General features: G+C 28.2%; 20 protein-coding genes. 1 reads left to right on the top strand and 19 read right to left on the bottom strand.

Going from position 1 to position 21,872, the window contains the following annotated elements:
- Positions 1–25 precede the first annotated feature (25 nt).
- From yqfD to gpr, 17 genes are all read right to left on the bottom strand, one after another.
- Positions 26–1,171, bottom strand: coding sequence for a sporulation protein YqfD (yqfD, locus tag ACWPW7_RS11235; RefSeq protein ID WP_454053566.1), 1,146 nt, complete (start codon positions 1,169–1,171; stop codon positions 26–28).
- Positions 1,164–1,448 (bottom strand): sporulation protein YqfC, encoded by a 285-nt coding sequence (yqfC, locus tag ACWPW7_RS11230; RefSeq protein WP_291560472.1) that lies wholly within the window; start codon positions 1,446–1,448, stop codon positions 1,164–1,166. The genes yqfD and yqfC overlap by 8 nt, the downstream gene beginning before the upstream one ends.
- 238 nt (positions 1,449–1,686) lie before the next feature.
- Positions 1,687–2,133, bottom strand: a complete 447-nt coding sequence (locus ACWPW7_RS11225) for a GatB/YqeY domain-containing protein (protein ID WP_291560470.1) — start codon at positions 2,131–2,133, stop codon at positions 1,687–1,689.
- Between the two features lie 25 nt (positions 2,134–2,158).
- Complete coding sequence (rpsU, locus tag ACWPW7_RS11220; protein ID WP_003357777.1) at positions 2,159–2,335, bottom strand: 30S ribosomal protein S21; 177 nt, start codon at positions 2,333–2,335, stop codon at positions 2,159–2,161.
- 128 nt (positions 2,336–2,463) lie between these two features.
- On the bottom strand, positions 2,464–2,808 hold the full coding sequence (locus ACWPW7_RS11215) for a histidine triad nucleotide-binding protein (RefSeq protein WP_454053565.1): 345 nt from the start codon (positions 2,806–2,808) through the stop codon (positions 2,464–2,466).
- Positions 2,809–2,978: 170 nt separating this feature from the next.
- Positions 2,979–4,277, bottom strand: coding sequence for a tRNA (N(6)-L-threonylcarbamoyladenosine(37)-C(2))-methylthiotransferase MtaB (mtaB, locus tag ACWPW7_RS11210; RefSeq protein ID WP_454053564.1), 1,299 nt, complete (start codon positions 4,275–4,277; stop codon positions 2,979–2,981).
- A complete protein-coding gene (locus tag ACWPW7_RS11205; RefSeq protein ID WP_454053563.1) occupies positions 4,277–5,026 on the bottom strand; it encodes a 16S rRNA (uracil(1498)-N(3))-methyltransferase in 750 nt (249 codons plus the stop codon). Before ACWPW7_RS11205 ends, mtaB begins: the two co-directional genes overlap by 1 nt.
- A gap of 20 nt (positions 5,027–5,046) precedes the next feature.
- On the bottom strand, positions 5,047–5,982 hold the full coding sequence (gene prmA, locus ACWPW7_RS11200; protein WP_454053562.1) for a 50S ribosomal protein L11 methyltransferase: 936 nt from the start codon (positions 5,980–5,982) through the stop codon (positions 5,047–5,049).
- A gap of 320 nt (positions 5,983–6,302) precedes the next feature.
- Positions 6,303–7,436 (bottom strand): molecular chaperone DnaJ, encoded by a 1,134-nt coding sequence (gene dnaJ, locus ACWPW7_RS11195; protein WP_454053561.1) that lies wholly within the window; start codon positions 7,434–7,436, stop codon positions 6,303–6,305.
- 378 nt (positions 7,437–7,814) lie between these two features.
- On the bottom strand, positions 7,815–9,653 hold the full coding sequence (gene dnaK, locus ACWPW7_RS11190; RefSeq protein WP_454053560.1) for a molecular chaperone DnaK: 1,839 nt from the start codon (positions 9,651–9,653) through the stop codon (positions 7,815–7,817).
- 19 nt (positions 9,654–9,672) lie between these two features.
- Positions 9,673–10,290: a nucleotide exchange factor GrpE gene (gene grpE, locus ACWPW7_RS11185; protein WP_454053559.1), complete on the bottom strand. Its 618-nt coding sequence runs from the start codon at positions 10,288–10,290 to the stop codon at positions 9,673–9,675.
- 26 nt (positions 10,291–10,316) lie between these two features.
- The gene (gene hrcA / locus ACWPW7_RS11180) at positions 10,317–11,357 is read right to left on the bottom strand and encodes a heat-inducible transcriptional repressor HrcA (protein ID WP_291560382.1); all 1,041 of its coding nucleotides are present in this window, start codon (positions 11,355–11,357) and stop codon (positions 10,317–10,319) included.
- 90 nt (positions 11,358–11,447) lie between these two features.
- Positions 11,448–12,584, bottom strand: coding sequence for a radical SAM family heme chaperone HemW (gene hemW, locus ACWPW7_RS11175; RefSeq protein WP_454055500.1), 1,137 nt, complete (start codon positions 12,582–12,584; stop codon positions 11,448–11,450).
- 17 nt (positions 12,585–12,601) lie between these two features.
- A complete protein-coding gene (lepA, locus tag ACWPW7_RS11170) occupies positions 12,602–14,410 on the bottom strand; it encodes a translation elongation factor 4 (protein WP_291560379.1) in 1,809 nt (602 codons plus the stop codon).
- Positions 14,411–14,913: 503 nt separating this feature from the next.
- A complete protein-coding gene (locus ACWPW7_RS11165) occupies positions 14,914–15,180 on the bottom strand; it encodes a hypothetical protein (protein WP_291560376.1) in 267 nt (88 codons plus the stop codon).
- A gap of 384 nt (positions 15,181–15,564) precedes the next feature.
- Positions 15,565–16,632: a stage II sporulation protein P gene (locus tag ACWPW7_RS11160; RefSeq protein ID WP_454053558.1), complete on the bottom strand. Its 1,068-nt coding sequence runs from the start codon at positions 16,630–16,632 to the stop codon at positions 15,565–15,567.
- A 267-nt stretch (positions 16,633–16,899) separates the two neighbouring features.
- Positions 16,900–17,874 carry a GPR endopeptidase gene (gene gpr, locus ACWPW7_RS11155; protein ID WP_454053557.1) on the bottom strand — a complete coding sequence of 325 codons (975 nt, stop codon included), beginning with the start codon at positions 17,872–17,874 and terminating at the stop codon, positions 16,900–16,902.
- Positions 17,875–18,240: 366 nt separating this feature from the next.
- Here gpr and rpsT point away from each other — a divergent pair, with 366 nt between their 5' ends.
- Positions 18,241–18,507 (top strand): 30S ribosomal protein S20, encoded by a 267-nt coding sequence (gene rpsT / locus ACWPW7_RS11150; RefSeq protein WP_291560370.1) that lies wholly within the window; start codon positions 18,241–18,243, stop codon positions 18,505–18,507.
- 368 nt (positions 18,508–18,875) lie between these two features.
- Here the strand turns inward: rpsT and holA are convergent, their stop codons facing one another.
- Both holA and ACWPW7_RS11140 read right to left on the bottom strand, forming a co-directional pair.
- A complete protein-coding gene (gene holA, locus ACWPW7_RS11145) occupies positions 18,876–19,904 on the bottom strand; it encodes a DNA polymerase III subunit delta (RefSeq protein ID WP_454053556.1) in 1,029 nt (342 codons plus the stop codon).
- A 170-nt stretch (positions 19,905–20,074) separates the two neighbouring features.
- Positions 20,075–21,802 (bottom strand): ComEC/Rec2 family competence protein, encoded by a 1,728-nt coding sequence (locus ACWPW7_RS11140; protein WP_454053555.1) that lies wholly within the window; start codon positions 21,800–21,802, stop codon positions 20,075–20,077.
- Positions 21,803–21,872: the final 70 nt, after the last annotated feature.

Below are 21,872 nucleotides of genomic sequence, written 5' to 3'. Positions count from 1 at the left end.
TTTCTTTTCTCTAGTTTCTAAAATTCTACTCTAAAACTTCTTCTTTATCAGCAATTTCTTCAATAGCAATATTTTCTTCTGCTATTACCAATAAGTTCACTACATAATTATCTTCCATTTTTTTAATCTCAGGTATTACTTCTAATATACTTACGGATTTATCAAGATTTAAAATTATATTTCTATTTAGTTCTTTTACCACTTCATCTACATCAGTTGGTACTTTCTCTTCCACTATTTCATAATAAGTTTCAGTTTTTATAATTCCCTTGTTATTGTCTATTTTATCATAATTTTCAAAGTCCTTTAAGCCATTTCTTATATAAAATTTTTTATCCTTAAATTTTATATAATAACTTTTCGATACCTTTCCAGTTCTTTCTCTTTTTAATGTATATTCAGGTACTTCTTTACTTTCTTCATAAAAAGTCTTAGCATATACGGTACCTTCCGCTTTAACATTGTATTCTTTTCCTTCTTTGCCTTGCTCCGATTTTATTAATAAATCTCCTTGTTTTACAATTTTACCTGGTTCAACCATAGTCGTGCCTGCTGTTGAGAATATTCTATCCACTTCACCGTCTTTAGAAGCTATAATATTTCCTGTGGTTTTATGTTCTCTAATTTTAGGTGGGGCTTGTCGTTCTGCCACTTGTACCATTAATTTAGAGCCCTCTATCCTGGCTTTAACCCACATTACTTCATCATTGTCTTCTATAATTTTTTCTTCTAATTTATATACATCAAAATCTTTTTTAAATGTTCCCTTATCTATTCCATAAGATTTAAGTAACATTCTTATTTCAAAAGGTGATAAATACTTATCTGTAATTATCTCTACCTTCCATATAAAACTACTTAGATAATATAAAATACCTATAAATAATATTAACGTTATTACTAAAGTTTTTCTTCTTTTAAGTTTTAAAAGTTTAAAAGTAACTCCCTTTCTATTTAAAACTTTAATTCTACTATTAGTCTTTGCTGCTCCTTCTAAAACAGCATTATAATCTTTTAAACTTATTTCCATAGTGTAGTTTGTTAAACTTCTTCTTTTAACATTTTTAATTACAACATCATTTCTCCACAAAAAATTTATGAACTTCTCTGGCTTTAAACTTTGAACTTCTATAACTAATATTCCATTACCATATTTTTTTATATTATTCATTTTCTCCATATTCAATAGATTTAAACTTTCCAGTTAAAACTATTGTACTTCCTCCTACAAATATAATTTCAAAGTTTCCGCCTAAAATTGTAATTACAGCTATTGAAGATTTTACCTTAACCATTTCTTTTTCAAATAAAATAATACCTTTATGATTTTCTATAGTAATTTCATTATTTGATACTACTGTTATTTTAGGGATGTCCATTATTACTTCTCTAGGAATATCTAACTTATTAGCTAAGCGCTCTGTGGCATTTTGTAATTTATTATTCAAAATAATCACCTCTTATTTTTGTTTAGGTATCTGAAATAAAATAATCTAACATACTGGCTTTTTATTTTTTGAAGATGCCTTATATAAATTAAGGCTAATATATATGTTAAATTTTATGATTACTTATTAGAATAAATTACTTTAAAGAAAAAAATCGTAACTTTGTCACGATTTTTTAATTAATATTTAAACTTCAAATTTTTATACATACAAAAAGAACCCAGATAATTCTGAGTTCTTATTTATTCAAATATTCTTTAACTATTTGACTTACAATTTTTCCATCTGCTCTGCCATTTGTACTTGGTCTGACAGCAGCCATTACTTTTCCCATATCTTTCATGCTATTTGCGCCCAATTTTTCCGCTGACTCTCGAACAATTTCTCGAATTTTATCTTCAGTTAACTGCTGAGGAAGGTATTGTAGCAAGATATCTATTTCAGCATTAGTGCTGTCTACTAAATCTTGTCTATTTCCTTTTTCAAATTCTTGCAAAGCATCACGTCTCTGCTTAACTTCCTTAGCTAAAACCTCAATGACTTGATCATCATTAAGACTTGATTTATTATCTTTTTCTACTTGTAATATAGCAGCTTTTGCCATGCTTATCACTGAAGCCTTAAATTTTTCTTTTCCTTTTAAGGCGTTTTTCCAGTCTTCTTGTAATCTATCCTTAAGGGACATAGCCTGTTACCTTCTTTCAAAAATTCTATTTGAATTTTCTCTTTCTTGCAGCTTCTGATTTTTTCTTTTTCTTAACGCTTGGTTTTTCATAGTGCTCTCTTTTTCTTACCTCTGAAAGAACACCAGCTCTTGCACACTTTTTCTTAAATCTTCTTAAAGCATTCTCTAGTGATTCGTTTTCTCCAACTTTGATTTCTGACATTATTATCCCTCCCTCCGCTAGCTCAATTCAACTTTTAAATTAAAAGTAGCCAATGCGGGGCATAAATAGCACATTTTTAATTATACAATATAATTTCGCTTACTGTCAAGATTTTCATTATTTTTTCTTTAGCCTGGTGGCCACTTTAAATTTCTTCCAGCTAAGATGTGGAAATGTATATGATTTACTGTTTGCCCACCATCTTTTCCTGTATTAGTTACAACTCTATAACCACTCTCATCTATTCCTAGCTCTTTTGCAATATTTTGTATTGTTAAAAATATATGTGAAATAAGATGGGAATTTTGGTGATTTAAATCATTAATACTAGCTATATGGATTTTAGGAATTAAAAGTACATGAATTGGTGCTTCTGGATTTATATCCTTAAAAGCAAGCACTTTATCATCTTCATAAACCTTATTGCAAGGTATTTCCCCGTTAATTATCTTGCAAAATATACAATCACTCATTTTCTCACCTCCAATTTGATTTAATTGCCAATGAACAACAATAAAGTTATTATTTTTGTTTTACTAAAATATTATTCTACAAAAACAATATTTTTCCTTCAAGAAAATTCATTAGAAATAAATTAAGTAATTATAATAAGATAAATAAACCTTTATTATAATTAAATTTATTATATTTCACCTAAAATATATCCTTTATTAACTTCTTTAAGTCTAGTTTCTACTATTTTTCCTTGTAAATTTTCATCACTTTTTGTAATAACCTTAATATAGTTTGGAGTATATCCTACATAGTGATTAGTTAATTCTTTACTTTCTTCCTCATATAACACTTTCATTGTACGTCCTATAAATTTATTCATAAATTCATTTTCTAATTTTTCTGCTAAAGTAATCAGTGATTCACTTCTTTGTTCTTTTATATTGCCATCTACTTGAAGCATCATTTCTGCTGCCTTTGTACCTTTTCTTGGACTGTATTTAAAAATGTGCATTTTTGAAAGCTTCATCTCACTTAAAAATTTATATGTTTCATTAAAATCTTTTTCACTTTCCCCTGGAAAACCTGCAATAATATCTGTAGTTATAGATACATCACTTATATATTTTCTAAGATTTTCAACTACAGTTTTATAATCCTCTATAGTGTAGTGTCTGTTCATTCTTTTTAAAGTAGCATCACATCCACTTTGAAGTGATAAATGGAAATGAGGACACATTTTTTCTAAAGTAATTATTTTTTCTATGACCCCTTCTGAAAAAAAGGTAGGATCAATAGAACCTATTCTTATTCTTTCAATTCCTTCTACTTTATTTATTTCTTCTAATACTTTTACTAAAGACCAATCACCTTCTAAATCTACTCCATAAGAAGCTGTATGTACTCCAGATAATATTATTTCTTTAAATCCATTTTGAGAAAGTTCACGAACTTCCTTTAATAGTTTTTTAGGGTCTTTACTACAAACAGCACCTCTGGCAAAGGGAATTAAACAATAGGAGCAGAATTTGTTACATCCATCTTGTATTTTTAAGAAAGCACGAGTTTTATCTTGATACTCCTCTATATCCAATTCTTCAAAATTTTTATTTCTAAGTACATCACTTACCTCTACAAATTGTTTCTTTTCTTCTCTAGCTCTATTTACATAGTAAACAATATCTCCCTTGTTTCTAGTACCTAAAACTACATCAACACCTTCAATTTTAGAAATTTCGTCAGAAGCTATTTGAGAATAACATCCTACAACAGCAATTATAGCCTCAGGATTTTTTCTTCTTGCTCTAGAAATCATTTGCCTTGACTTCTTATCTCCCATATTAGTCACAGTACAAGTATTTATAACATATACATCTGAAAATTCTTCAAAGTTAGTTATCTCATATCCATCTTTTATAAACTTTTCTGCCATAGCCTCTGATTCATATACATTAACTCTACATCCTAATGTAGAAAAAGCAACTTTCATTATATATTTCCTCCTAAATCTCCTAGCTCATACATAAGAAGGCTCAAGGCTACAAAACCTGCTGTTTCAGTTCTTAAAATTCTTGGTCCTAAAGTTACAATATACGCTCCTACTTCTTCAAGTTTTAAAATTTCTTCTTCCTCGAAGCCTCCTTCTGGACCTATAATAATAGCAATATTTTTAATTTGAGTATTTGTTACATCGTTGATTAATTTTTTAATTCCATTCTCTTCCTTATTTTCATAAGGGACTACTACTAAATCCATATCTTTTATTTTTATTAGAAGCTCTTCAAACTCTATAGGTGTGTTTATATTAGGAATTAAACTTCTTTTACTCTGCTTGCAAGCTTCAAGAGCTATTCTATTCCATCTATCTACCTTTTTAAACTCTGAATCATTTTTAACTACAACTCTTTCTGTAATTATTGGAGTTATGCTTCTAATTCCAAGTTCAGTGTTCTTTTGAACAATTAAATCCATTTTTGTAGATTTGGGCATCCCTTGAAAAAGATGAACTTTAATATCACTTTCATTGTTTAGCTCTATCTCTTCAAGTATATCAATAATAACTTCTTTTTTATTAATATCAATAAGCTTTCCTACATACTCTTTACCTTCACAGTTATTAATACTAATTTTTTCGCCCTCTTTAAGTCTTAAAACTTTATATATATGTTTAACATCATCACCTTCAATGGTGCATTTATTTCCCACTATGTTATCCTTAGATACAAAAAACTTATGCATTTATATCTTCTCCCTTTGAATTACGCTTTTGATACTATACAAGCCCATTCACCATCATTAATTACTTCTAAAATCTCAAATCCGCAAGATTTTAACTTATTAATAACGTCTTCCTGTCTTGATAGAATTATTCCTGAAGAAATAAAATATCCTTCTCTCTTTATAAACTCTTTAACATCTTCTGCTAAAAATATTATAACGTCAGCTATAATATTTGCTGCTACTATATCTGCTTTTCCTTCAACAACTTCCATTAAATCGCCATGAAGAACCTCCACATTATCTATGTGATTGTACGACACATTTTTTCTAGCAGAATCTACCGCTACAGGATCTAAGTCTACAGCTATGACTTTTTCTGCTCCTAATTTTGAAGCAGAAATAGATAATATTCCCGAACCTGTTCCTATATCAAAAACTACACTATTTTTATCAACATATTTTTCTAATGATTTAATACACATTCTTGTAGTTTCATGAGTACCAGTCCCAAAAGCCATTCCCGGATCTAATTCTACTATTACATCATTATCTTTAGGCTCATAATTTTCCCAAATAGGTTTGACAATTATTTTATCTCCTATCTTTGTAGGCTTATAGTATTTTTTCCAATTGTTTTCCCATTCTTCTTCATTAACTTTAGCAGCGGTAACTACACCTTCACCCTTATCAAATCCAAACTCAGGAAGTTTTTCAACACTTTCTTTTATGTACTCTAGATATTCATCAAAATTCTCATCTTTCTTAAAATATCCTTTAACTATTGCCCCTGTTTTTATATCTAGTATGGTTTCATCAAAATAGTCCCAGTCTCCAGGGTTTCTTTTTTTAAATTCTACATCTTCTGAATCAATTATAGATACACCTTTTACTCCAGTATTGTAGAAAAAGCCTGATACCGCTTCTGTTGCTTCACTACTTGTAACTACTGTTACCTCTATCCAATCCTTATCCATTATTATTCCTCCAATTAAAATTATTCATATTCAAAAATAACTACTCAATATACTAATCTATTTTGCATAATACTACAATAACATATCACCACTATGATTAAGTTATATCTCCTTATCTGACACAAAATATTTACTACATCTTTGACTAGTTATTTCACTTTAGACACTTTATATAAATTCTATTTTTTCTCAACGAAATTTAGTATCATTATTATATACTATCATAATTTTTAACCTTTTTAAATTTTATAATCAATTATTTTTTTAACAAAAGTATAAAAATAAAGAAACCCCACTTTTAAAGTGAAGTTTCTAATAATTTATTTTTTATTTCCAAATAAATTAAATTTTTTCTTAGTTTCTCCAGTTTCCTCTGTATATTCTCCACTGGCTTCCATAAACATTTTAAGTGCCTCTACTTGTTTGTCGTTCAATTGCTTTGGAACATCTACTATAACCTTAACATATTGATCACCACGTCCTGCGGAATTAACTCTAGGTACACCTTTTCCCTTTAGCCTAAATATAGTTCCTGGCTGAGTTCCTGCTGGTATTTTATATTTAACATCACCATCAACAGTTGGAACTGTAATTTCAACACCTAATGCTGCATTAGCAAAACTAATACGGGTTTCTATATGAATATCAAAACCTTGTCTCTTAAAGGTTTTATGTGGTGCAACTCTTAAATTTATATATAAATCTCCTGATGGTCCTCCATTTTCTCCTGCCTCTCCTTGTGCTCTTAAAGGCATAACATTACCGCTATCTACACCAGCTGGTATATTAACAGTTATTTTTCTAGTTTTTCTTTCTTTGCCACTACCATGGCATGATGTACATGGCTCATCAATTATTTGCCCCTTACCTCTACATGCATCACAAGTAGTAGTTGAAGCAATAACCCCTATTGGAGTTTGTCTTTGTACTCTTATTTGACCTGAACCATTACATTTAGTACAAGTCTTAGCAGATGTTCCTGGGCTTGCACCTGTACCATTACATGTCTCACAACTTTCTCTTCTTGTTACAGAAATTTCTTTTTCTACTCCAAATACGGCCTCTTCAAAGGTTAAATTTAAATTATATTCAAGGTCAGCACCTTTTCTTGGAGCATTTTTTCTATTTCCTCCACCAAAGCCGCCAAAACCGCCTCCAAATATATCACTGAAAATATCACCAAAATCAAAGCCGCCTCCATTAAAGTCAAAGCCTCCAAAACCTTGACCATTAAAATCAGCAGTTCCAAATTGGTCATATCTTTGTCTCTTTTCTGCATCAGATAGTACTTGGTACGCTTCATTTACTTCCTTAAATTTTTCTTCTGATTCTTTATCTCCTGGGTTTCTATCAGGGTGATATTTTAATGCTGATTTTTTAAAAGCTCTTTTTATATCATCTTCGCTAGCATTCTTATCTACACCTAAAACCTCATAATAATCCTTATTTGCCATTAATTCTTTCACCACCTATTATACTCTGTTTTATACTATAAAACATCTTTAGCATAAATTCAACTTCTATTAGTTTATTATGTATAATTCCTAAAATATGCTACTAATATTTAATTAATGTACAATTCACTATTATGAACATTTCTCATTTTTAGAGAAACTTCAATTTGACTTTTTTTTAAAAGTAAATAAGTTGCCTTTAATATAGAATAAGTAAAAGGCATACCATCTTAACACAATGTCTTAATAAAACTATTTAAGTAAAATTAGTTTCATATTTCATTGTGTATTATTTAAAATTATCAATTTAATAGATTATTGCATAAGTTTAGCTAAATTAAGGGAGGGGCGTTTATACCCATCCCTTAATTAAAATAATTAATCTACTTTGTAATCAGCATCAACTACATTATCATCTTCTGGTCCATTTTGTCCCATGTTATTTGGGTCTTGTGGGTCTTGTGGTCCTTGACCTTGTGCAGCTTCTGCTTGATAAATCTTAGAAGATACAGCATAGAATGCTTGAGTTAATTCTTCTGTAGCTTTTTTAATAGCTTCTAGATCTTCTCCATCTTTAACTTTATTTAAAGCTTCTAATTTTTCATTTATTGAAGCTTTATCTTCAGCTGATACTTTATCACCTAATTCATTTAAAGTTTTTTCAGTTTGATATGACACTTGATCAGCATTATTCTTAACTTCTATATTTTCTTTTCTCTTCTTATCTTCTTCAGCAAATCTTTCTGCTTCATTTACTGCATTTTGAATTTCATCTTCACTTAAATTAGTAGAAGCAGTAATTGTAATGTTTGCTTCTTTTCCTGTTCCTTTATCCTTAGCTGTAACATTAACTATACCATTAGCATCTATATCAAAAGTAACTTCTATTTGAGGAATTCCTCTTGGAGCTGGTGCTATTCCTGATAATGTAAATCTTCCTAGAGTTTTATTATCAGCTGCCATTTGTCTTTCACCTTGAACAACGTGAATTTCAACAGATGTTTGACCATCTTGAGCTGTAGAGAATACTTGACTTTTCTTAGTTGGAATTGTAGTATTTCTCTCAATTAAAGCAGTAGCAACTCCTCCTAAAGTTTCAATTCCTAAAGTTAATGGACTAACGTCTAATAGTAGTACATCCTTAACATCTCCTGTTAATACACCTGCTTGTATTGCTGCACCTGCTGCAACACATTCATCTGGGTTAACTCCTTTTGAAGGTTCTTTTCCTGTAAAGTTTTTAACTGCTTCTTGTATAGCAGGAATTCTTGTTGATCCACCTACTAATACAATTTTATCTATTTCATTTATACTTAATCCTGCATCTTGTAGTGCTTTTCTCATTGGCTCTATTGTTCTTTGTACTAGGTCATGAGTTAATTCATTAAACTTAGCTCTTGTTAAGTTTAAATCTATATGTTTTGGACCTGTAGCATCTGCAGTTATAAATGGTAAATTGATATTTGTTTGAGTTGATGAAGATAATTCAATCTTAGCTTTTTCAGCAGCTTCTTTTAATCTTTGAAGTGCCATTTTATCAGTTCTTAAGTCTATACCATTCTCTGCTTTAAAAGTATTTGCTATATAATCTATAACTTTTTGGTCAAAGTCATCTCCACCAAGTTTTGTATCTCCATTTGTAGACTTAACCTCAAATACTCCATCTCCAAGTTCTAGTATAGATACGTCAAAAGTACCACCGCCTAAGTCATAAACGAATATTTTTTGACTTTTATCCATTTTATCAAGACCATAAGCAAGTGATGCCGCTGTTGGCTCATTGATTATTCTTTTAACATCTAAACCTGCAATTCTACCTGCATCTTTAGTTGCTTGTCTTTCACTGTCATTAAAATACGCTGGAACAGTTATAACCGCTTCTGTTACTGTTTCTCCTAAATATGCCTCTGCATCAGCTTTAATCTTTTGAAGAACCATTGCTGATATTTCTTGAGGAGTATATTCTTTTCCATCTATTTTAACTTTATGGTTAGTTCCCATATATCTTTTTATTGACATTATTGTTTTATCTGGATTTGTGATCGCTTGTCTTTTTGCTACTTGACCTACTAATCTTTCTCCATCTGCTAAAAAGGATACTACTGAAGGAGTAGTTCTTGCACCTTCCGCATTTGGAATTATAACTGGTTCTCCACCTTCCATAACAGCCACACATGAATTTGTTGTACCTAAATCAATACCTATTATTTTTCCCATTGTATTTACCTCCTAAATGTTAATTTGCAACTTTTACCATACTATATCTTAATACTTTATTTCCTTTTTTATATCCTTTTAAGAAAACTTCTGCAATTTGATTTTTTCCGAAATTCTCATCTTCTATATGCATAACAGCATTATGAAGATTAGGATCGAATTCAACGTCTGTAGCAACTTCCTCTATCCCTAATTTTTCAAATGAAGTACTAAATTGCTTAACAGTCATCTCTATTCCCTTTTTTAGATCTTCTTCACTTCCACTAACACCTAGTGCACGTTCAAGATTATCTAGAACAGGGAACATTTCCTTTAGAACATCTTCGCAAGCATCTACGTAAATGTTCTCTTTTTCTTTTATTGTTCTTTTCCTATAGTTATCATATTCAGCAGTTAATCTTAAAATTCTATCTTTTAATGATGATAATTCTTGTTTTAGACTTTCATTTTCTTCTTTTAAAGCTTTTACATCATAAAGTTCTGGTGATGATATGTCTTCAAACTCTTTATCCTCATTTATTTCAGATTCTTCTAAAGTCTCTTCCACATTATCAACTTCTTCATTATTTTCTAAAGCCTCTTCCATTTTTTTATTCTTCAGGTCTTCATCTATATTTTGCACTTCCCATTCCTCCATTCCAAAGCTATTATAATACAACGATTTTACTTAAAACCGTTGTATTTTTTTGATATATTAATATTTAGTTCATTAACTATGCTATTAAGGACTGCAATTACCTTGCCATAGGGAATTCTAGTAGGCCCTATAACCCCTATAGTTCCTAGTGAATTGCCATTATAACTATATGTTGCAGTTATTATACTGCAATCTTTAGCACATTCCATAAAATTCTCTCGCCCAATTTTTATAGATAATTCACCTTCATCATTTTCAAGAATATTACTGATACTTTCAGAATTATTAACTAACACTAAAAATTCCTTTGCTTTATCAATATTATTGTACTCGGGATAATTAAAAATATTTGTGCTTCCTTCTATATAAACCTCATTATTTTCAGTATTCACTAAACTTTCATAAAGTACAGGAAGTATAGCATCGAATATTTCTTCATTTCCATGTAGATCTTTTTTTAGATTAATTAATAATTCTAAATTAATTTTTTCTACAGAAATATCTCTTAATCTTATATTTAAAATATTATTTATTTTGAATAATGAATTATTGTCAATTGGATTACTAACTCTAATAACATTATGCTTTATCAAACCACTATCCGTGATAATTGTAGATAAAATACTATTCTTATCTAGGCTAATTAACTGTATATATTTAACAAAACTTTTTTTAACCGATGGTGCCTTCACAATAGATGTTAAATTTGTAAGTTCTGAAAGAATTTGAGTTGCACCTTTTACAATTTTGTCAATTTCACTAAAAGCTAAATCTACTAAATAATTTTTTATGGCACTTTCTTCTTCTTGAGTTAAAGAGGATAATTTCATAAGTCTATCTACATACAGCCTATACCCCTTATCTGAAGGTTTTCTCCCTGAAGAGGTATGTAATTGTTCTAAATATCCCATTTCCTCTAAATCTGCCATTTCATTTCTTATAGTAGCTGAACTAATTCCTAAATCATACTTTTTAGCAATAGTTCTTGATCCTACAGGCTCTCCATAGATAATGTAGTCATTGATAATAGCCTGAAGTATATAAATTTTTCTATCATCAATCTTCATGTTATCACCTCTTTATTAGCACTCTCTATTATTGAGTGCTAATCACTACATTTTTAAAATATCATTTAAATTTTTAATTGTCAATACCCTTTATGATTTTTCTAGTAAAAATTCAGACATAATTATATTAGATACCTCTATTCCCCTTTCATTTAAAAATATTCTTTCCTCAGTTTCACATAACATATTTAAAGATTTATACTTGTCAATAACTTCTCCATAAATACTATGTATGTTTTGTGAAAATCTTTTCTTAAACTCTTCTTTTTTAATCCCACAAATTTTTCTAAGACCCAAAAACATGAATTCTTCTATATTTTCTTCTAATGTATTTTCATTTTTATATACTAGTGGGCTATTATATTTATTCATTCTCTCTATATAATCTTTTATATTTTCAGTATTTGAATATCTTACATTATCTATGTAAGAATGAGCAGCAACACCACAACCAATATAAGGATTTAAATTCCAATATACTAAATTATGTTTACATTCTTTATTTTCCTTAGAAAAATTAGAAATTTCATATTGGTTATAACCATATTTCCTCAAAGTTTTTAAAGTAGTAGAGTACATTTGCCGTTCAATATCTTCATTAGGTAAATTTAATTTTTTATTTTTATAAAGATTAAAAAACGGAGTTCCTTCTTCAATAATTAAACTATAGCAAGATAAGTGATCTGGATCTAATGATGCTACTTCTTCAAGAGTTTCCTCCCACATTTTAAGATTTTGATTTGGAAGTCCAAACATTAAATCTATATTAATATTATCAAAACCTAATTGTCTTGCCATTAAATAACTTTCTTTAAATTCTTCTACAGTATGAATTCTTCCTAAAGTTTTTAATAAATTATTCTGCCAAGCTTGAAGTCCTATACTTAATCTATTAACCCCCATGGTTTTTAGAAACTCTAGTTTTTCTTTTGTAAAAGTTCCTGGATTTCCTTCTACAGTAAATTCTACATCCTTATGAATATTTAGTTTATCTATACTTTCTTTTAGTATCTTAAAGCCTTCTAAAGATAAATAGGTGGGAGTTCCCCCACCTATAAATATTGTTTTTATAATATTGTCACTGCTTATGTTGTCAATTTCTTTAGATAAGGCTTTAGCATAATCAAGCATATATCCTTCATTGCCACTAAAAGAAGCAAAGTCACAATAAAAACATTTGTTTTTACAAAATGGAATATGAATATATAATGCTACCTTATTCATAATCTGATCCTCACTTTTTACTAATCTATTTTTAACACGGCCATAAATGCTTCTTGTGGTACTTCTACGCTACCAATTTGTCTCATTCTTTTCTTTCCTTGCTTTTGTTTTTCTAAAAGTTTTTTCTTTCTTGAAATGTCTCCACCATAGCATTTTGCAAGTACATCTTTTCTCATAGCTTTTACAGTTTCCCTTGCTATGATTTTTGAACCTACAGTAGCCTGTATAGGAATTTCAAATAATTGTCTAGGAATAATCTCTTTAAGCTTTTCAGCCATAGCTCTTCCTCTATAATAAGCTCTTTCCTGTGGTACTATCATTGATAAGGCGTCTACCACATCTCCATTTAACATTATATCTAACTTAACAAGTTTAGTTTCCTTATATCCTTTTAATTCATAGTCAAAAGAAGCATATCCTCTAGTCCTAGATTTTAATGCATCAAAGAAATCATAAACTATCTCATTTAAAGGCATATCATAATTTATAACTACCCTTGTTTCTTCAATATATTGCATATCAATGAATATACCTCTCTTATCTTGGCAGAGTTCCATTATTGCTCCAACATAATCTGAGGGTGCAATTATAGAAGTTTTAACCATAGGCTCTTCCATATAACTTATTTCTGATGGTTCTGGAAGATTAGTTGGATTTGTTATTTCTATAAGAGTTCCATCAGTTTTTACTACTTTATAAATAACAGAAGGTGCTGTAGTTATAATATCCAAGTTAAATTCTCTCTCTATTCGCTCTTGAATAATCTCCATATGTAGAAGCCCTAAGAAACCACATCTAAATCCAAATCCCAGTGCTATAGAAGTCTCTGGTTCAAATGATAATGCAGCATCATTTAGTTGCAATTTTTCTAGCGCCTCTTTTAAAGCTTCATATTTTGATCCATCTACAGGATAAATTCCACTAAAAACCATTGGTATTGCAGGTCTATAACCTTCAAGTGCTTCTTCTGCAGGTCTATTAGCTTCTGTAATTGTATCTCCTGCTCTAGCATCTCCAACATTTTTTATTGAAGCACTTAAATATCCAACTTCACCTGCTCTTAGTTCTGTAATCGGCATTGGTGCCGGTGTAAACACACCAACTTCAGTAACATCATAAACTTTATTAGTATTCATAAGTTTTATTTTCGTTCCTGGTTTAACAATACCATCCATAACTCTTATATATGTAACAACGCCTTTATAACTATCATAATATGAATCAAATATTAAGGCTTTTAATGGAGCTTCCTCGTCTCCATTTGGCGCTGGTACCTTTTTTACTACTGTCTCTAAAACATCTTCTATATTAAGTCCTGTCTTAGCAGAAATAAGCGGTGCATCATGAGCTTCTATTCCTATTACATCCTCTATTTCTTGTTTAATTTCATCTGGTCTTGCACTTGGAAGATCAATCTTGTTTATTACTGGTGCAATTTCAAGATTATGATCTAATGCTAAATAACAGTTTGCCAATGTTTGAGCTTGAATACCTTGGGTAGCATCTACTACTAACACTGCTCCCTCACAGGCAGCTAAACTTCTGGAAACTTCATAATTAAAGTCTACATGCCCCGGAGTATCAATTAGATTTAATATGTACTCTTGTCCATCTACTTCTCTTTTATATACAAGTCTTGCAGCTTGAGCTTTAATTGTAATTCCTCTTTCTTTTTCAAGTTCCATATTGTCTAGTATTTGCGATTCCATTTCTCTCTCTGTTAAAGTACCAGTTTTCTCTAAAAGTCTATCTGCTAAGGTAGATTTACCGTGATCTATATGTGCAACTATAGAAAAGTTTCTTATATTTTTTTGTCTATTACTTTGCATTAATTTTTACCCCCGTTTACGATAATGGCTATATTAAAGTTATATTTAATAAGTTTTGATTAACTTTTTTATAACATGAATACAATTACCACAATAAGACTAATGTAAATAATCGTAGATCCACTTTCTACTATAAAAGATTTTTAGTTCTTTACAATTTGTCATTACCTTTAAGTAAAATACATTCATAGTTATTTAATCAAAACTTCAAATTGTACCTTAGGTATCAACAAATAAATAACTAATCAATCTATATTTATCTTGTGTCATATTTCGTCCACATAATCGCTGCTAGCACCATTATAAGCATAACCTGCCAACATATCTGACACAAAATAAACCTTTCATCTTTAACTATTTATTTTACTTCAAACACCTTAATTTAATTATATATTTTATATCTTTGTACATAATTAGTCAGATTAAATTATATCATATAATTTAGGAACTTTGTCAATAAAAACCCTTTGTTTCTACTTGATTACGTTATTATTCTAAAACCTCTATGATCTAGACAAAGATATTATTTTTTCAACAGTATTGCTTATAATAAGCTCTGCTCCATTTTTAAAATTATAGAATATCTCAGTATTTAATACTATATGTTTTTTCCCTAAATCTAAAACTATTTTGGGCGGATTATCTTTTACATAAACTTTAAAAGAACTTTTTTCTTTAACAATATTTGATGAATTTATATTAACAGCTAAAACTCCTAATATTAAAATTGCTATAGCTAAGCATACTATCTTTCTATATTTTTTATCCATAAAAAGCACCTCCCCATGTCATAAGGATGTACTTTTTTTACTTTTTTTATACAAATAAGACATCTAAAAAATAATTAATTAAAGATTATGAGTATATTTTATTTGAAATTATTTTAGGCATATGAAAATAAATAACAAGTCAAAGATGTGACGACTATTTTGCGTCAGACAAGGAAGCAGGTTCATTTGATAGTAGAGCTATCAATGGGTTCTGCTGACGCAGTATGGCACAAAATAGTCTAGCATACTGACTTGTTTATTTTTTGAATATGCCTTAAACAAAAAGAAAACTCAAAGATAGTATATTATCTATGAGTTATGGTGATAAAGTATAACTAAGAATATAATCTAGAAACTATTAGGTATTTTTAAATATGATTACGATTATTTTAAAGCCTCTCCAATAATCTGTCCCAAATATTTCATGCTAGTTTTTGCTTCACTTAATGTGTTTGTGCTAGCACCTACCTCAACTAAAACCGCATTGTCACTTAAATCCTGACTATAATAAGTTATTCCTGTAGTATAAGTATCAAATATAGGTCTTCCTCTTAATAAGTCTGGAAATGACTTGCTTGCAATGTTAACTATGCTATTCATTTTTACTAATTGATTTTTATATCTAGGATTAGCAGTAGCGGGTACAAACATTATTTTTGCTACTGGTTCCCCATTTACATTTCCGGTGACGGACTCTTTTCTAGGACCAGAATCCCTATGCATGTCTATAATCAAATCGAAATCTTTATATTGATTTAAATATCTTTTTAAAGTTTCACGAGATTTATAATACGAATCATCATAAACAGTATCATGAAAAGTCTTGTCATGTATAACTGCAAACCCACGTTTTTCTAATTCCGCTGTCAATGCATCTCCTACTGCTACTATGTTGTTACTAGGGTCTTTCTTAGAAGCTTCTCCTGGTGAATAAGCTTCACAAGTATGAGTATGATAAATCAATATCCTCTTATTGGCATTTTTCATTTTATCTTCTTCACTAACATTTTTGATATCTTTTTTATTGATATCATTTTCCTTTAAGTTAAAAGAATCTATATTAAAATCTTCAATGAAAGCATCCTTGCTCTCATCTACTGTATTCTCGCTGAAATTTTTATTCTTATTTTTATTTAAAAAACCAAATTCATCTTTAATTATTTGTAGAATATTAAAAGCAGATATACCCTTGTCCTCTTCTCTTACTAAATTGTTTGAAGAAGCACCAAAGGAGGATATACTACTATTTATTACCTTAAAATAAAGGCTAGTCCTAAAACTACTTTGATGATTATAATTGTGTATTAAAAAATTCTTTTCAAATAAAATCACCAATAATATTATAATTAAAAATGTTATTCCAATCTTTGAATATTTAGTTAGGGAATTATTTTTATTATTTATTTTATACTTATTATTATATCTACCATAACTTTGCCTTTTGTAATTCATTTTACCCCTCCTGTATACCTAAGAATAAGATTTATAACAATTGAAAATTGATAATGGACAATTATAAATATTTTCATTTATAAAAATAAGTATTAAATCAACTAGATCTTAAATAAAAAAATATGTACTTAATTAAAAAATATTTAAAAATCTTTATTAGGTTTTAGAAATTATTTTAATTGTCCTCTTTCAATAATCAATTGTTTAAATCACATTATTTATTAATAAATATATTTGATATATATGAGGGGATTTTATTATTTATAACTAATTCAAGTATTTATTAATATCATCTAAGGTTAATGCTGGCTGAAGTGCTATATTTATCCCATTAGCAATTATTTTAGATATAGAATCAATTATCATATCTATATCTTTAGGAGTAACTACTAATGTTGCCATTTTTACTCCTAAAGTTTCTCTTATTAAATTTTGTTTTTCATTTCTATCTAAAGATTGTAAAAGCTTATAGAATTCTCCACCAGAAGCTGCTTCATCTGTTAAATCATCTATAACTAAATCTATAGTATCATTTGCCAGTGTAGCTGCATCTACAACTGTAGGTACTCCTATAGCAATAACTGGTACACCCAGTGTACTTTCGCTTAACTCCATTCTTTTATTCCCTATTCCAGCACCTGGTGATATTCCTGTATCACCAATTTGAATAGTTCTATTTACTCTTTGAGTTTTTCTAGAGGCTAATGCATCAATACATATGACTATATTAGGTTTAATCTTATCCACTATGCCTCTTACAATCTCACTTGTTTCTATACCAGTAATACCTAGTACTCCTGGAGCAACTGCACAAACTGGTCTAACACCTTCATCGATACTGTTAGGTACATACTCTTTTAAATGTCTTGTTACCATAAGCTTAGATACAACTTTAGGTCCTAGTGCATCGGGAGTAATATTCCAATTACCAAGTCCTACTACTAGTGCAGTCATACTCTCATCCAATTTAATTATTTTGCTTAATTCTTTTGCTAAGGTTTTACTTACATCATCTTTTGCCTCACCATCATAATGGACAAAATCTGCAAACTCTAAAGTGATATAATTTCCTTTAGGCTTACCTATTATTCTCTCACCTTCATCAGTTAATACTTTTACATGAGAAATCATTACCTGTTTATCAATATAATCAATTACTTCTACTCCATCTATATCGCTTTTATTCTTTTCCTTATAATATTCTCTAGCCTCTAATGCTAAATCCGTTCTTATGTTATTCATATTCTCTCTCCTTTTTACTTTTAATTAAAAATCAAAGATAACTTTTAATCTAAATATTAAAACAATAAAGTGCTTTAGAAAAAAATTAGTTTGCTTCTAAAATATATTTTTTCCAAATAAACTATTACTATTCTTTTGGAAAAATTTTAACTAACTATGTATTTTTACTTTCATTACTGTTATAATACATAAAGGGAAGTTATTACAAAAATTATTAAAGTTATTAGATTTTAATCTTAAAAGGTAAATTCTACTTGAAGTGATTTTGAAATAATGATATAATAGCATTTGTTAAATATAGGACTCATACGCAGACTTCCCCAAAGCTGCTGAGACGTGATAAAAATACAAGGGGGTGAAACACACATGGCAAACATTAAGTCAGCACAAAAAAGAATTAAAGTTACAAAAACTAAAACTCTTAAAAATACAATGATAAAATCTGCACTTAAAACTAAAATAAAGAAGTTTGAAGTTGCAGTTGCTAACAAAAATGTAGAAGAAGCTAAGGCTAACTACAACGTAGTTGTTAAAGCTTTAGATATGGCTGCTTCAAAAGGAATAATACATAAAAATAAAGCAGCTAGAAAGAAATCTAGACTAGCTACAAAGTTAACTAGCTTATCAGCTTAATAAATAAACCGTGATAAAATCACGGTTTTTTTATTTTAATAAAACTAAAGATATTCATTTATAACTTATTGTTATAGAGATACAATGTGAGAGCTTAAAATATACTCTGTAAAATAAATTTTCTATAAAAATAACTTAACCTCTTAAAATCAGTATTAAGAATAAAGAATCGGGGATGAAATTCACACTTAGTGAATTTCTAAAATAAAATTTCTTCTAAAAAAACTCCGAAGGCTTTTATGTCGGAGTTTTAACCATAATTTGTATCTTTCATTCTTAATTTTTAATTCATAAATAAGAATTTTTGTTATGAAAATTAAAATCATGTATAAATTATATTTTAATTAAGAAACCCTATAATACATATCCTATATCATTGAATTTAACATAAAAAGTTCTAAATGTATTTTATTATCACTAGTTGAACTCTTAATTAACTTTTCTGTTTCAACACAAAGTTTCAAATTTCTTTTTAAGGCCTGCACAGAAAACTTTTTACTTTGTTTAACCATCTTTTCTGCAATGTAGGGATGTAGCCTATGTTGTTTTGAAAGTTCATCTACTTTTATGCCACTATCACTGCCTAACCTTAATGCTAACAGTAATTTAAACTGTCTTTGTATCATATGTAAAATAACAGGAATTTTTTCCCCTTTATATATTAATTCATTGACTATGTCCATAGATTTTTTAATATTTTTTTGAGATAAACAATCTACAAGATTAAAGATATCATTTTCATTTTTAGGTGGCATTAAAGCTAATATGTCCTCTTTAGTTATTTTTCTATCTTCAGTATAACAACATAATTTTTCTACTTCATTGGTTATTATATTCATATTATTTTCCACAAGACTACAAAAAAAACTTAATTCAGATCTATCTATCTTCTTACCCCTATCTTCAAAAATAGTTTTAATTTTATAGTATAAATTATCCCCTTTTAATTTATCAATTTTTACTACTGTAGCCTTTTTTTCTAACTTTTTAACTTTATTACTTACCTTTTCTCTATCACTTTCAAAAACATAATACATGATTAAAGTTGAATAATTAGGAAGATTTTCTAGGTATTTTGATAAATTATTGAAATCTACTTTTTTCCCATCAGATGAGTTTTTATAACTGTCCTCTAAAAATATAGATCTATAAATTTCTATAACTTTTTTTTCACTCATAAAAGGCATAGTTTCACAACAATTAATTATAGTATCATTATCTACTTTTTGACCATCTAATCTCATAAAATTTAAATCTCTAAAATTTTCATCTATACTTTTAGATACTATAGTGCTTATAGATGTCTTTATTAAATTTTCATCACTTCCACAAAAAATATAGCAGTTGTCAATTTTACCTTTTTTAATCTTTTCTTCAAATTCTACTAAACTAAGCAAAGTTTACTCTCTCCTTTTTAACAATAACTTATACAATTTTAAGATTACAATTAATTGTCATTATCAGTAAAATTTATAAGGTTAGTATGACATAAAATAAGCTAATATACTAACTAATTTTTATAAAAATACTTAAACTATTTATAGTAAATTATTAACTGTATAAGTTTTTAATAATGGTATTCAAATATGTTATCTTTGATAATCTTATACCTTTTATATACCATACCATTAAAACCATATTCATCCTCTTCAATAAATTTTATTTTACCATAACTGCCTTGAATTTGTTTGTTTTTATTAGTTGTAAATAATATTTTATTGTTTTTAGAGTAAATTATTAAATCTAAATCTCCTCTATTAGGAGTTGCAATTATTTTATAATCATTTTTCAAATTAATAATAGTTTCATTATTAATTTCATCATATATATCATCTACACTAATGGAAGATTTAATTTTTGATAACTTCACTATTTTATTGCTAAGTAAAACGCTTTTATTTTTATATTTAACATTTATTATATTGTTATTTTTTTCTTTTATATAACTAATTTCAGGATAAAAAGAATAATTACTAACAAGAGTTATTAAAAAGAATATTATAGGAACGTATAATGAGTTTTTATACCCTTTCTTATATAACATATAGGAATAATATAGTGTAATTACAACTAGAGCTTGTATATAAGTAATTTTTGCAACATCCAACATATTCTTTAGAAATAGTCCTTCAGCTGTATTTATTATAAATAACAATGAAGTTAATACATAATTAATGAATTTAAATACGAAATTAATGTTTAATAGCAATAAAGATACGTTTCCCAATATAATAAGTATACTATAGAAAGGTATTAATATTAAGTTGCTAATAATACCATTAAAACCTATAGTATTCGTATTTAAAGCTAAATAAGGTAACGTAAATGCAAGTGCTGATAAGGTCATAGATATTGAGTTTCTGATGACATTTGGTAAAATTCTTAATTTATCTCTTATGTATACATAGGTAGTTGTTATTCCTATCACTGATAAAAAAGACAACATAAACCCCATATCTAAAATATAATATGGCCTTATTAATAAAAGTATTATTGCTGCAAAAGATATACTAGATAAAGTATCATAATTTCTTTTTATTATTCTAGACATTACCAAAATAGAAATCATGATAAAAGCTCTCACTGTTGAAGCATTCATTCCCGTTATTATTACATAAATAAACGTTATTATAAGTGCTATTTTATAACCAAAAATTTTCTGAAGTACTCCATATATAGCTGCAATATGAAATCCAGAAACGCTAATAATATGAGATATACCTAATATACTCATATTATTTTTTTTACTATAAGAAAGATAATCCTTATCTCCTAAACAAAGTGCCATTATTAAAGAAGAATTCTCTTCTCCTTGATAAATCAACAGTTTTTTAAATATTCTCCTTTTATATTCCTCTATTTTAGATATAATATCTTTCTTAATTTTAAAAGATTGAACACTATAAGTTCCTATTATACCTTTATCATATATAGGCTTTTTCATATAAGTTCCTTTACATACTAATATATCCCCCTTATTAACACCTTTTAAATTCCCTTTTACAAATATTTTTCTATTATGTATACTAGCTATAGTTTCATAATTGTTTACTACAGTAACTCTTAAAGTTTCATTCTGTCCTAAAGTAAAATTAAAATATATAAAATAACTAACTATACCAGTTATTAAGAAACTGCATATTAAAATAAAATATCTTCTATTTACAGTTTTATAGATAATTATTAAAAATAATCCAATTAATATAAAAGATAAATATATTGAATTTAATAATAAATAACATATGAAAGCACCTAAAAATAAAGCAACGCTATAATAAACTAATGGTCTATCCATAATCTCCCTCTTCGATAAATTATTTATTTCAAGCTTTGACCAATATATAATAGCTTATACACTTTTAAGT

It is taken from the genome of Clostridium sp. Marseille-Q7071 (assembly GCF_965112025.1).
The sequence above is the reverse complement of the archived record's forward strand: the minus strand, read 5'-3'. Positions and strand labels throughout refer to the sequence as shown.